Source organism: Pseudomonas sp. S5D5 (genome assembly GCF_003013355.1).
GTDB classification, from domain to species: Bacteria; Pseudomonadota; Gammaproteobacteria; order Pseudomonadales; family Pseudomonadaceae; genus Aquipseudomonas; species Aquipseudomonas aylmerensis.
In genome coordinates this window covers 1,763,835-1,774,845 of the sequence record NZ_PTEO01000001.1, presented here as the reverse complement: position 1 = coordinate 1,774,845, position 11,011 = coordinate 1,763,835, and the positions used below count along the sequence as shown (strand labels likewise).

Sequence of the window (11,011 nt, the reverse complement as noted above, 5' to 3'; positions counted from 1 at the left end):
TAGGAGCCGGCTTGCCGGCGAAGCGGGCCTCGAGCATGGCGCCGATTTTACCGACGCCATCGCCAGCAATCATTCGGGCAGGTGCGCCACACCGTCGGAGTCGGTCATCGCCCGCTCCAGCAGATCGGCCGGCAGGCTTTTACTGGCACGCGCACCGAGCAGTCTTAATTGCTCGGTGCGGCTGACCAGGTTTCCGCGTCCATCTGTCAGCTTGTTCCGCGCAGCACTGTAAGCCTTGTCCAACTGCTGCAGACGGTTGCCCACTTCATCCAGGTCCTGGATAAACAGTACAAACTTGTCGTACAGCCACCCCGCACGCTCGGCGATCTCCCGGGCATTCTGGCTTTGGCGTTCCTGCTTCCACAGGCTATCGATCACCCGCAGGGTGGCGAGCAACGTCGTCGGGCTGACAATGACGATATGCCGGTCGAAAGCTTCCTGGAACAGGTTGGGCTCGGCCTGCAGCGCCGCCGAAAACGCCGCTTCGATGGGCACGAACAGCAGGACAAAGTCCAGGCTGTGCAGGCCCTCCAGGCGTTTGTAATCCTTGCCGGCCAAGCCTTTGACATGATTGCGCAGCGACAGCACGTGCTGCTTCAGCGCTGCCTGGCCGATTACTTCATCATCGGCGGCGACGAATTGCTGATACGCGGTCAGGCTGACCTTGGAATCGACCACCACCTGCTTGTCACCGGGCAACATGATCAGTACATCAGGCTGGAAACGCTCGCCATCCGGGCCCTTGAGGCTGACCTGGGTCTGGTACTCGCGGCCCTTCTCCAGGCCGGCGTGCTCCAGCACCCGCTCAAGAATCAGTTCGCCCCAGTTGCCCTGGGTTTTCTGGCCCTTGAGTGCGCGGGTCAGGTTGGTGGCTTCGTCTGACAGACGCAGGTTCAATTGCTGCAGGCGCTCAAGCTCCTTGGCCAGGGAAAAGCGCTCGCGCGCCTCGTTCTGATAGCTTTCTTCCACGCGTTTTTCGAACGACTGGATGCGCTCCTTGAGCGGGTCGAGCAATTGGCCCAGGCGCTCCTGGCTGGTTTCGGCAAAGCGCTGCTCGCGTTCATCGAAGATCTTGCCGGCCAGCTCGGCGAACTGTGCACGCAGCTCGTCGCGCGAGCCCTGAAGGTCGGCGAGGCGCTGCTGATGGCTGTCCTGTTGCTCGCGCAGTTCGGCGCGCAAGGCCGCTGCCAGCGCATCGAGGCGACGCAATTCGGTTTCCTTGGCGCTGCGGTCGAGGTTCCAGGCGTGGGCCGCATCGCGAGCGTTGTCGCGGTCGATCTGCAGCAGCTCGACTTCGCGGCGGACGGCGGCCAGGTCGGCCTGCTTGGCGGCGTTGGCCTGGCTCAAGTCGCTGATCTCGTCGCGACTGGCATCCAGCTGGGCGGCGAGGCCTTCCTGGGCCAGTTGCGCAGTGGCCAGGCGCTCTTCGAGCAGCTCCCAACCGGCCATGCGCGCAGTCAGTCGTCGCTGAATCTGCCAGCACACCGCCAATAAAGGCACTGCGGCACCCGCCAGGCCCAGGGCGATACTGGTCCAGTCAAAAACCATAGCCATTTCTGCCATTACCGAAAAAGAGCAAGGTTAACCAAGCACAGGGCTGGAGGACAGCTCAGTCTTCGACCTGGCCGAGTTCGCGTTGGGCGCGGCGGTCGCCCGCGCGGGCGGCCAGGCGCAACAGGTCATGGCCGATGCGACGGTCGCGGGCATTGCCGCATTCACGGCACATCAATTGGCCCAGGCGGCTCTGTGCGGCGACCACACCTTCACGGGCAGGCTGCTTGAGCAAACGTCCGGCAAAGTGTTTGACGTTGGTGTTGTGACCCAGGCGTGGACTGTCGAGCAACCACAAGGCGACTTTCATAGAGAAACGCTTGGGTGCGGTAACAGTCTGAGGGGTATCGGTAACAGAAGGTGATACTGAGCGAAACTTCATAAAGCACTGTGGGACAGAACGGAAGGCGCGCCACTCTACTCTTTTTTTCGCACAGGTAAAGCTGAAAAAACCCTGCACGCCCGTTCTAGAGCAAGCGCTCGGGACAATCCACAGAAGCTGTGGATAACTCAGTGGACAACCCCCCTTTAACTCGCGCAAAGCCCCATGGAATGGGGGCCGCAGTCAAACTGACGATTTTTTCACCAATAAAAAAAAGCCAGATTTTTCATTGACTTAAATTTCCATTGCAGGCAAATGGCGGCTGAGCGGAGCAGTTGACAGCGCGGTTACACATGCGGCAACTAATGTGCACAAGTACCCACCCATTGGTTATATCGCCGGCGTTTTTTGAAGCGACCGCCGCCAAAAATGTTACCGACAGGCCAGGTCGGGACTTTTCAAAACTTTGCGCGCTCGCCACACTGCCCGACCGACAGCACAACAGTGGGTGGGTCGATGAAAGGCATTCTGCTGTTCGCGCTGCTGTTACTGGCGATCTGCGCCCTTTCCCTGGGAATCAACGCGGCCCTGCCGTCGCCGGACGGCGCCTTGTTTGCTATTGCCATTCTGCTGTCGGCCGCCTTCACGGCCGTGTGCCTGTGCATCGAACTGGGTGAAGGTCGCATCAATGACATGGGCGATGTGATCAACGTGATCGAGACCGGTCGGTGCGTGCACCTGACATTGGCGGCCTATGCCCTGGGTTGCTCGCTGGCGGCGGCGATCACGGTGCTGGTCTACCGTGGCCTGCTGAGCGCCTGATTGAAGTTTTTTGGCTAGCACACTTCCCTTCCCTGTTTCAATCCGTTACTATCCGCGGCGTTAGTACCAAGCTGAAAGTCAATTCTGGTCGAACAACTCCCCTGAACAACACGGGATCGACCACCTCGATGGTTTCCAGGTATCACTTGCGACGACACCGCCTTTGAACAAGCAAAGGGTGCCGCGAAGTCTCAATACTCTGACCGAACCAACCTGCAAATTGATCAGGATCTTCACCCCGGGCCCAGAACCTTTGCCCCTGTTGTGTTGCCTGCCCTCCTAAGTACCTACCTGCCAGCCCAAGCGCGCCTAACTTATCAGCGCTTCAAACTGGCTGCTTTGTTCCAGTCGGGTTCTTCGTTCGATCAATGGTGATCAACGTCACTGGAACGTTTTAACGTTGCACGGTTCTTAACCGTGTCATTTGTAGGAACACCAATAATATGTCGACTATCCACACTCAGGATGCCATTCGCACCCTCACCAACGCTTTTGCTCCAATGAACTGCCTGATCATGGCCGCTCGCAAAGGCTGCTTCAGCTTCACCCTGGTCAACGAACACGGCATCGCTCGTCACAGCGAACGCCTGTACCCCGATCAATACTCCAGCGCAGAACCGCTGCAGGCCGTGATCGAGCGTACCCGTCAGGCACTGGTTGCCTGATCGACCCGAGTCGCTGAAACACCAAAAACCCTGTCTGAAAAACAGGGTTTTTTATTGCCTGGAATTCGACCATTGAGCTTTTGCACTAAGTTCAAATAGATATAACCGTTATAACTGCATAGCGAAGATGTTTTAAAAACAGTCCTTTACATCACAAATATGACACTACACTTCAACTCAAGCGGCATGATCCGCTTGCGACGCGCCTGAGATCCGATCCACTGCTGCCAAGCCCCCACCCTTCTCAGGCCCGTCGCCCACTTCCACGGATTGAGGCTTGTATGGGTATCGCCGCCAGCGAATTGTGTCGTTATGTGATCCGGCCGACGTTGATGTACCTGGGCCGACACGATCAAACGGCTGAGTCCCTGCTGCTGGGCATCGCCGCCAGTCAATCGGAGCTCGGCTCCGCCTTGCACGATCGCCGCGGCCACGGCCTGTACAGCATCACCGAACCCCGTCACCGCGCCTTATGGGACAACTACCTGGCGCTGGACCCGGAACGCGCCAGCCTGGTACGCGGGCTGGCCAGCCAACACGCGTTTCTCAGCGCGCCCCAGCTTGAGTTGACGGTCAACCTGCGTTACGCCACGGCCATCGCCTGGCTACTGGTGGAACAGCACCGTCCGGCACTGCCGGAACCGGGTGACGTCTTGGCCATGGCGCGTATCTGGAAAGAAATTTTTCATCCACAAGGACGGCTGCGTGATTTCACTCAAGCCTGGCAAACCTGTGTTTCACCCATGAATCACGTGGTTTGCTGACCGGGCATTTTGCAAGATTCGCCAAAAATCACGAATTTTGGTCGGATTGTCCTACAAAACCGCTCTATCTCCTGCATTTCAGCCTATAGCGCGATCTTAAAATTATTGTTACTTTCCGCAGCGGTGATCACCACGGAGTTCTAATAATGAAAAAAGTAATGCTCAAGACCACACTTAGCCTCGCCGTTGCCATGGCCTCTTCCAGCATCTTCGCAAGCGGCTTCGCCCTTAACGAACAAGATGTCGCCGGGATGGGTACAGGTTTCGCAGGTCGCTCTTCTTCTGCCGATAACGCAAGCACCGTTTATGGTAACCCTGCCGGTATGGCTCGCCTTGAAGGCCAGCAGATTACGGGTGGCGTTGCAGCGATTGATGCGTCGACTGATATCAAAGATGCCAGCGGCCGCTCCAGCGGCAGTAACAAAGGCGATATGGTGCCTTTCACCGCAGTCCCCTTTGGTTTCTACACCAACAAACTCAATGACCAGTGGGCAATCGGCTTCGGTGTCTACGCGCCGTTCGGCCTGAAGACCGACTACGAAAGTGGTTTCCAAGGTCGTGCGTTTGGCAGCAAGAGCGAAGTGTCGGTTATCACCTTCCAGCCGACCGTCAGCTACGCCTTCAATGACAAAGTCTCGATCGGTTTCGGCCCGACTATTAACCGTATCGACGGCACCCTGGAATCGCGGCCAAACCTGGGCTTGTTGCCACTGCCAGGCCTGGCTGGCACCGGCGACGCCAAAATCAAAGTCAAGGGCGACGACACCGCTATCGGCTTCAACGCCGGTATCCTCGTGCAAGCCACCGACACCACTCGTGTAGGTCTGACTTACCACTCGAAAGTGAAATACAAGCTCGAAGGCCACACCGAAGTCACGCCAGGAGCGCGAGTTCCAGCGCCCTACCTGATTGGCGCCCGTTACGATGCCTCGCTGAAAGTTGACACCCCTGAATCCTGGGATGCCTCGGTCACCCAAGACCTGAGCGATGCCTGGAAGGTGTATGGCGGTGCTACCTGGACTCGCTGGAGCCGCCTGAAAGACATCACTGTCAACAACGAAGGTGTCACGGCAGCTAGCGGTGGTGCCTTGGCGCCTCGGATCGTCGGCCAGATCACCGAGCCACAGAACTGGCACGACACCTGGGCCTACGCCGTGGGTACTTCGTACCAGATCACCAAGCAAGTGGTACTGCGTACCGGTCTGACATTCGACCAGTCGCCAACCAACAACACTGACCGTTCGCCACGTATTCCTACCGGTGACCGGACCATTTTCAGTGTCGGCTTGGGCTACGCGGTAATGGACAACATGACCGTCGACCTGGCTTATTCCTACCTGAAGGAAGAGCCTGTCAAAGTTAACAAAGAGAACGCGCTGGGCCAGACCTACGCTTCCAAGTACGAAAACAGCGCCAACGGTTTCGGCTTGGGTGTAACGTACAAGTTCTGATTCAACGCCGCATAAAAAAGCCCCGCTCTCCTGCAAAGGAGGCGGGGCTTTTTAGTGGGCTTCGATCAAGGTTTAGAGGCGATCGCCTGCTCGACTGCCTTGATCAGCTCCGGACTGTCCGGCTTGGTCAGACTGGAGAAATTGGCAATCACCTTGCCTTGGCGATCGACCACATATTTGTAGAAATTCCACTTCGGCGGCGCGTCGGTCTGCTGTGCCAGCACCTTGAACAAGTGCACCGCGTCCGGCCCCTTGACCTTCTGTGGCTCGGTCATGGTGAAAGTCACGCCGTAATTCACATAGCAGACCTTGGCGGTTTCCTCGCCGGTCTTGGCCTCCTGCTTGAAGTCATCGGACGGTACGCCAATGACCTCCAGCCCTTCACCCTTGTAACGCTGGTACAAGGCCTCAAGGCCTTTGAATTGCGGGGCAAACCCACAGAAACTCGCGGTATTGACGATCACCAAGGGCTTGCCGGCAAAGCGCTGGCACAGGTCGATGGATTCCTTGGCGCGCAACTTGGGTAATTGGCCTTCGAGCAACGGTGGGCAATCGGCGGCCATCGCCACACCGCCAAAAGCAGCCATCAGCACGGGAACTGCAAGCCAGCGCATCTGCATGTCGAAAAGTCCTTTAAAGAGTTCAGACCACGAACTTAACAGATCGACATACCCAGTTGCATCAACGCCAGGCCACCGCGTTGCCAGCCCCACCACGCCAGCAGCAACAGCAGTGCCACCGTCCCTGCCCCGACGAGCCAATACCCGTTGAAACTCATGCCGCCTCCATCTGCGCCTGCAAGCGCGCCACGGGTCGCTCACGCACCGGCCAGTTGAGGGCCGCGGCGAGCAGGCTCAAGAGAATTGCTACCTGCCAGATCAAATCGTAGTTGCCGGTTCGATCATAGACCACCCCGCCCAACCAGCCGCCGAGGAACGAGCCGAGCTGGTGGAACAGGAATACGATCCCGCCGAGCATCGAGAGGTTGCGCACCCCAAACAGCGTGGCGACCGTACCATTGGTCAGTGGCACCGTGGACAACCACAAAAAGCCCATGGCCATGCCGAACAGGTAAGCCGTGACTTCAGTGACCGGCGCCCACAGGAACCACACGATCACCACGGCGCGCAGCAAGTACAGGCCCGTCAGCAGGCGAGGCTTGGACATGCGCCCGCCCAACCAGCCGGCGGTGTAGGTGCCGAAGATATTGAACAGGCCGATCAGTGCCAGCACCGTGGTGCCCACCGTGGCCGGCAAGTGCTGGTCGACCAGATAGGCCGGCAGGTGCACACCAATAAATACCACCTGGAAACCGCAGACGAAAAAGCCGAAGGCCAGCAGCCAGAAACCCGAGTGCGAGCAGGCTTCCTTGAGCGCTTCACGCAGGGTTTGCTGGCCGGCCACTACCGGCAGCGGGCGGTCCTTGAGCATCGCCACCAGCGGCAGGATCAACGCCACCATCAAGCCCAGCGCCAGCAGCGCTGCCGACCAGCCCAACCAACTGATCAGGCCCAAGGTGCCTGGTACCATGGCGAACTGGCCGAACGAGCCGGCAGCGCTGGCAATGCCCATGGCCATGCTGCGTTTTTCCGGCGCCACGGCGCGCCCGACCACACCCAGGATCACCGAGAACGAGGTGCCGGACAGGCCGATACCAATCAACAGGCCGGCACTCAGCGACAACGACCACGCCGAATCCGACATGCCCATCAGCACCAGGCCCGCGGCGTACAGTACACCGCCGACAAACACTGCCTTGGTCGCGCCGAAGCGGTCGGCCAGCGCGCCGGTGAACGGCTGCGCCAGACCCCAGATCAGGTTCTGCAAGGCGATGGCAAAGGCAAAGGTCTCACGGCCCCAGCCAAATTCGCTGCTCATCGGCGCCAGGAACAGGCCGAAACCGTGCCGCACACCCAATGACAACGCCAGGATCAGCGCACTCCCTACAAGAATCCAGCCACTGGTGCGCCACATCGAGGTCATTTCTTATTCTCCGTTCGCGGGTATATACCCGCTTGTAGTCGAACAAACTCGCCGTCAGGCGAGTTCATCCAGCAAGGCCAACAAGGTTTCGCGTTTTTCCGCGCCGAGTTGATTGATCAATTTCTGTTGCGCCGCTTCCCAGGCGGGTAACGCTGCGGCCAGTCGCTCCTCACCGGCTGTGGTCAACAGCACCAGGCGGTTGCGCAGGTCATCGCCCTCGACCAACTGCACCAGGCCCTCGCCTTCCAGCACCCGCAGGTTGCGCCCCAACGTACTGCGATCCAGGCCCATGGCTTCCGCCAGGCTGGAAATGCTCGGTTGATCAAGGCGCTGCAGGTTGCACAGCAGAGAATACTGGGCGACGTTGATCCCGAAGCCGTCGAGAGCGCCGTCGTAATGCCTGCTGACGCCACGGGCGGCACGTCGCAGGTTGGTACATAAACATTGGGAGGCAAGCATGGAACGTGTATATACCCGCGATTAAGGAAATGCAAGAAAGTGTTACAGCGCCAGGCCGACCAATACCGCGACTTCCAGCAGCTCCAGCAACGCGCCCGCCGTGTCACCGGTGGTGCCGCCCAGGCGGTTGATCATCAGCTGGCGCAGGCCGATAAAGCACAGGGTCGCCAGCAACACCGCAATCCCGCCACTGAAACCCCCGACCACGAGGCATGCCAAGCCACTCAGGATCAGCACCTGCTGGCCGACGATGCGCGGCAAGTGATCCGACAGCGCCTGGCCCAATCCTCCGGCACGCACGTAACGCGTAGTGAGGAACAACGCCAGCATCGACGCCCGGCCGATCAGGGGTGCCAGGATCAGCGCCGCGCCATTGTGCTGTTCAATCAAGGCCACCAGCGCAGTGAACTTGAGCAGCAACACCAGGCCGAGAGTGACCACGGCAATCGGTCCGCTGCGCGGGTCTTTCATGATGGCAAGGGTACGCTCGCGATCGCCGAAGCCACCCAGCCAGGCGTCGGCGCTGTCCGCCAGGCCGTCCAGGTGCAGGCCGCCACTGAGCAACACCCAAGCAGTCAGCAGCAACGCGGCGTGCAGCAACAGCGGTGCGCCCATCAGCGCCGTATTCAGCGCCCACAACAGCACGCCGAATAACAGGCCAACCAGCGGATAAAACAGCAGCGAACGTCCCAGCTCCTGAGGTTGCGGCATGCCCGGCAGGCGAATCGGCAGGCTGCTGAGAAATTGCAGGGCAATCCAGAAGGGCAACATACTCAATCCACTTCCTTCAATACGACGTCAGCCGCGACCTGCAGACTGAACAATCCACCGTGCCCGACCTCGACGTTCAGCAACTGCTCCCGGGGCAATCCCCGCGCCCTGGCCAACAGCAGGCGCATCACACCACCGTGGCTGATCAATAGCACCCGTTGGCCAGCATAGGCTTGATGCAAGCGTGAGACGGCGCCCAGGACACGGTCGGAAAAGTCGCTGACACGCTCCCCCTCCGGCGGTGTGAAGCTGTAGGGATCGGCCCAGAACAGCCCCAATCCTTCGGCATCGGTTTCCATCAACGCCGCCGCGCTCTGGCCTTCCCAGGCACCGAAGTGCAGCTCCTGCAGATCTTTTTCGAGGCTGACCGGCACATTGAGGCGCGCGCCCAGCTCATCGGCAAAGCGCGCACAGCGTTGCAGCGGCGAGCTGATCAAGCGGTCCCACGGCCCGCGCGCCTCGACGGCGGCGCGCATCTGCTCCCACCCCTGGGCAGTCAATGCATCGTCCAGGCTGCCGCGCAGGCCGCCGCCCAGTTCGGTTTCGCCGTGACGCAACAGGTCCAGGTGCAGATTCATGCGGGGCGGTCTGCCACGGCCGCTTCGGCGAAAGTCGCCATCTGCCCGTGCAACGCACACGCCAGGCGCAGCAACGGCACCGCCAGCGCCGCCCCACTGCCCTCGCCCAAGCGCAGGCCGAGTTCCAGCAAGGGCTGCGCGTCGAGGCTCTGCAGCACATGACGATGACCCGGCTCGGCGCCACGATGGCCAAACAGCAACCACTCGCGACAGGCCGGATTCAACCGCGTGGCAACCAGCGCAGCGACGCTGCAGATAAACCCGTCGACCAGCACCACGATGCCTTCCTGGGCACAGGCCAGATAGGCGCCCACCAGCGCCGCGATCTCAAAGCCGCCCAGGTTGAACAGGGTTTGCAACGCATCACCGCGCTGCCCGGCATGCACGGCCAGCGCGCGCTCGATCACCGCCACCTTGCGACTGACGCCCTGGGCATTCAGCCCGGTGCCTGGTCCGGTCAGGTCACTGACCTGGCAATCGAGCAAGGCACACGCCAGTGCACTGGCGGCAGTGGTGTTGCCGATGCCCATCTCGCCGCCGATAAACAGCTGTGCGCCGCTTTCGCGCGCGCGCAGCACACTCTCACGCCCGGCGTGCAAGGCCAGGCGCCCTTGGGCTGCGGTCATCGCGGGGCCGTTGACGAAGTTGGCCGTGCCCGCGCCGAGGTTCAAGTGACGAACCCCGGGCAAATCCAGCGACGGCGTGACGGTGCCGAGGTCGACCACTTCCAGTTGCGCCTCCAACTGCCGCGCCAATACGCTGATCGCCGCGCCGCCGCTGACGAAATTGAGCAGCATCTGCCCGGTCACTTCCTGGGGAAACGCCGACACGCCTTCGGCTACCACACCGTGATCACCGGCAAAGATCGCAATCCATAACTGTTCGACCGAGGGTTTGACCTGGCCCTGCAGGCCGGCCAATTGCACCGCCAGCGCTTCGAGCTGGCCAAGGGAGCCGGCCGGCTTGGTCAATTGTTGCTGGCGTGCCAAGGCTTGTTCATGCGCTTGAGCGTCAATCGCCTTACAGGGGTTGAGCCACCAGGTGTCAGTCATATCGCAGTACCTTTCAAAGTCAGGGGCAGGCCGGCAACCGTCAGGACCACACGCTGACACCGCTCGGCCAAAGCTTGATGCAGCCAACCGGCTTCATCCACATAGCGGCGAGTCAATTCGCCCAGCGGCACGACACCCAGTCCGGTCTCGTTGCTGACAAAAATGATCTGCCCCGGCAGCGCGGCCAGGGTTTCCAGCAATTGATCGCGCTCGAACGCCAGGCGGTCGGCGTCTTCGAGCATCAGTAGATTGGTCAGCCACAGCGTCAGGCAATCCACCAGCAGGCAACGATCCGGCGCGGCGTTTTCGCGCAGCACCCGCGCCAGTTCGACGGGCTCTTCGATCAAGCCCCAGTGGTCGGGGCGGCGCTGGCGATGCAGGGCCACGCGCGCGTTCATTTCGCCGTCCAGCGGCTGGCTGGTGGCAATGTAGATGACGGGCAACGCGCTGTCAGCGGCGAGCTTTTCCGCCAGGCGGCTTTTGCCGGAGCGAGCGCCGCCGAGAATCAGTTGGTGCATGGGACACTCCCTCTATTTACCACCCGCTCAACTGTGGGCACGGGTTTGCCTGCGATGGCGTCAACCGGGGTTTGC

The 11,011-nt window shown here is 60.5% G+C and carries 14 protein-coding genes; 4 read left to right on the top strand and 10 right to left on the bottom strand.

What is annotated here, in order from left to right; genetic code table 11:
- Positions 1-69: 69 nt before the first annotated feature.
- Complete coding sequence (rmuC, locus tag C9990_RS08520; RefSeq protein WP_177343968.1) at positions 70-1,434, bottom strand: DNA recombination protein RmuC; 1,365 nt, start codon at positions 1,432-1,434, stop codon at positions 70-72.
- A gap of 175 nt (positions 1,435-1,609) precedes the next feature.
- The gene (locus C9990_RS08515) at positions 1,610-1,933 is read right to left on the bottom strand and encodes a hypothetical protein (protein WP_065909744.1); all 324 of its coding nucleotides are present in this window, start codon (positions 1,931-1,933) and stop codon (positions 1,610-1,612) included.
- 456 nt (positions 1,934-2,389) lie between these two features.
- Between C9990_RS08515 and C9990_RS08510 the strand changes: the two genes are divergently transcribed.
- The 4 genes from C9990_RS08510 to C9990_RS08490 all read left to right on the top strand — a co-directional run bounded on the left by C9990_RS08510 (position 2,390) and on the right by C9990_RS08490 (position 5,575).
- Positions 2,390-2,695 carry a hypothetical protein gene (locus C9990_RS08510; RefSeq protein WP_106803024.1) on the top strand — a complete coding sequence of 102 codons (306 nt, stop codon included), beginning with the start codon at positions 2,390-2,392 and terminating at the stop codon, positions 2,693-2,695.
- A 443-nt stretch (positions 2,696-3,138) separates the two neighbouring features.
- Positions 3,139-3,360 (top strand): hypothetical protein, encoded by a 222-nt coding sequence (locus C9990_RS08500; protein ID WP_024076751.1) that lies wholly within the window; start codon positions 3,139-3,141, stop codon positions 3,358-3,360.
- Positions 3,361-3,641: 281 nt separating this feature from the next.
- Complete coding sequence (locus C9990_RS08495) at positions 3,642-4,124, top strand: hypothetical protein (protein ID WP_065909741.1); 483 nt, start codon at positions 3,642-3,644, stop codon at positions 4,122-4,124.
- A gap of 146 nt (positions 4,125-4,270) precedes the next feature.
- Positions 4,271-5,575, top strand: a complete 1,305-nt coding sequence (locus C9990_RS08490) for an OmpP1/FadL family transporter (protein WP_065909739.1) — start codon at positions 4,271-4,273, stop codon at positions 5,573-5,575.
- A gap of 65 nt (positions 5,576-5,640) precedes the next feature.
- Here C9990_RS08490 and C9990_RS08485 read toward each other — a convergent pair whose 3' ends face one another.
- From C9990_RS08485 to cobU, 8 genes are all read right to left on the bottom strand, one after another.
- Positions 5,641-6,195: a glutathione peroxidase gene (locus tag C9990_RS08485; RefSeq protein WP_065909737.1), complete on the bottom strand. Its 555-nt coding sequence runs from the start codon at positions 6,193-6,195 to the stop codon at positions 5,641-5,643.
- Between the two features lie 35 nt (positions 6,196-6,230).
- Positions 6,231-6,353 carry a hypothetical protein gene (locus C9990_RS32705; RefSeq protein WP_256595067.1) on the bottom strand — a complete coding sequence of 41 codons (123 nt, stop codon included), beginning with the start codon at positions 6,351-6,353 and terminating at the stop codon, positions 6,231-6,233.
- Positions 6,350-7,549 carry an MFS transporter gene (locus C9990_RS08480; RefSeq protein WP_162946160.1) on the bottom strand — a complete coding sequence of 400 codons (1,200 nt, stop codon included), beginning with the start codon at positions 7,547-7,549 and terminating at the stop codon, positions 6,350-6,352. Before C9990_RS08480 ends, C9990_RS32705 begins: the two co-directional genes overlap by 4 nt.
- Positions 7,550-7,612: 63 nt before the next feature.
- On the bottom strand, positions 7,613-8,017 hold the full coding sequence (locus tag C9990_RS08475; protein ID WP_065909733.1) for a MarR family winged helix-turn-helix transcriptional regulator: 405 nt from the start codon (positions 8,015-8,017) through the stop codon (positions 7,613-7,615).
- 42 nt (positions 8,018-8,059) lie between these two features.
- On the bottom strand, positions 8,060-8,788 hold the full coding sequence (locus tag C9990_RS08470) for an adenosylcobinamide-GDP ribazoletransferase (RefSeq protein WP_106803023.1): 729 nt from the start codon (positions 8,786-8,788) through the stop codon (positions 8,060-8,062).
- A 2-nt stretch (positions 8,789-8,790) separates the two neighbouring features.
- The gene (gene cobC / locus C9990_RS08465; protein WP_106803022.1) at positions 8,791-9,366 is read right to left on the bottom strand and encodes an alpha-ribazole phosphatase family protein; all 576 of its coding nucleotides are present in this window, start codon (positions 9,364-9,366) and stop codon (positions 8,791-8,793) included.
- A complete protein-coding gene (gene cobT, locus C9990_RS08460) occupies positions 9,363-10,418 on the bottom strand; it encodes a nicotinate-nucleotide--dimethylbenzimidazole phosphoribosyltransferase (RefSeq protein ID WP_106803021.1) in 1,056 nt (351 codons plus the stop codon). Before cobT ends, cobC begins: the two co-directional genes overlap by 4 nt.
- Positions 10,415-10,936 carry a bifunctional adenosylcobinamide kinase/adenosylcobinamide-phosphate guanylyltransferase gene (gene cobU, locus C9990_RS08455; RefSeq protein WP_106803020.1) on the bottom strand — a complete coding sequence of 174 codons (522 nt, stop codon included), beginning with the start codon at positions 10,934-10,936 and terminating at the stop codon, positions 10,415-10,417. Before cobU ends, cobT begins: the two co-directional genes overlap by 4 nt.
- Positions 10,937-11,011 lie beyond the last annotated feature (75 nt).

Coding starts and splice junctions, on each gene's coding strand:
- C9990_RS08490 (WP_065909739.1), top strand. CDS start 4,271: ATGAAAAAAGTAATGCTCAAGACCACACTTAGCCTCGCCGTTGCCATG.
- C9990_RS08470 (WP_106803023.1), bottom strand. CDS start 8,788: ATGTTGCCCTTCTGGATTGCCCTGCAATTTCTCAGCAGCCTGCCGATT.
- C9990_RS08480 (WP_162946160.1), bottom strand. CDS start 7,549: ATGTGGCGCACCAGTGGCTGGATTCTTGTAGGGAGTGCGCTGATCCTG.
- C9990_RS08485 (WP_065909737.1), bottom strand. CDS start 6,195: ATGCAGATGCGCTGGCTTGCAGTTCCCGTGCTGATGGCTGCTTTTGGC.
- C9990_RS08495 (WP_065909741.1), top strand. CDS start 3,642: ATGGGTATCGCCGCCAGCGAATTGTGTCGTTATGTGATCCGGCCGACG.
- C9990_RS08510 (WP_106803024.1), top strand. CDS start 2,390: ATGAAAGGCATTCTGCTGTTCGCGCTGCTGTTACTGGCGATCTGCGCC.
- C9990_RS08515 (WP_065909744.1), bottom strand. CDS start 1,933: ATGAAGTTTCGCTCAGTATCACCTTCTGTTACCGATACCCCTCAGACT.
- cobC (WP_106803022.1), bottom strand. CDS start 9,366: ATGAATCTGCACCTGGACCTGTTGCGTCACGGCGAAACCGAACTGGGC.
- C9990_RS08475 (WP_065909733.1), bottom strand. CDS start 8,017: ATGCTTGCCTCCCAATGTTTATGTACCAACCTGCGACGTGCCGCCCGT.
- C9990_RS08500 (WP_024076751.1), top strand. CDS start 3,139: ATGTCGACTATCCACACTCAGGATGCCATTCGCACCCTCACCAACGCT.
- cobU (WP_106803020.1), bottom strand. CDS start 10,936: ATGCACCAACTGATTCTCGGCGGCGCTCGCTCCGGCAAAAGCCGCCTG.
- C9990_RS32705 (WP_256595067.1), bottom strand. CDS start 6,353: ATGAGTTTCAACGGGTATTGGCTCGTCGGGGCAGGGACGGTGGCACTG.
- cobT (WP_106803021.1), bottom strand. CDS start 10,418: ATGACTGACACCTGGTGGCTCAACCCCTGTAAGGCGATTGACGCTCAA.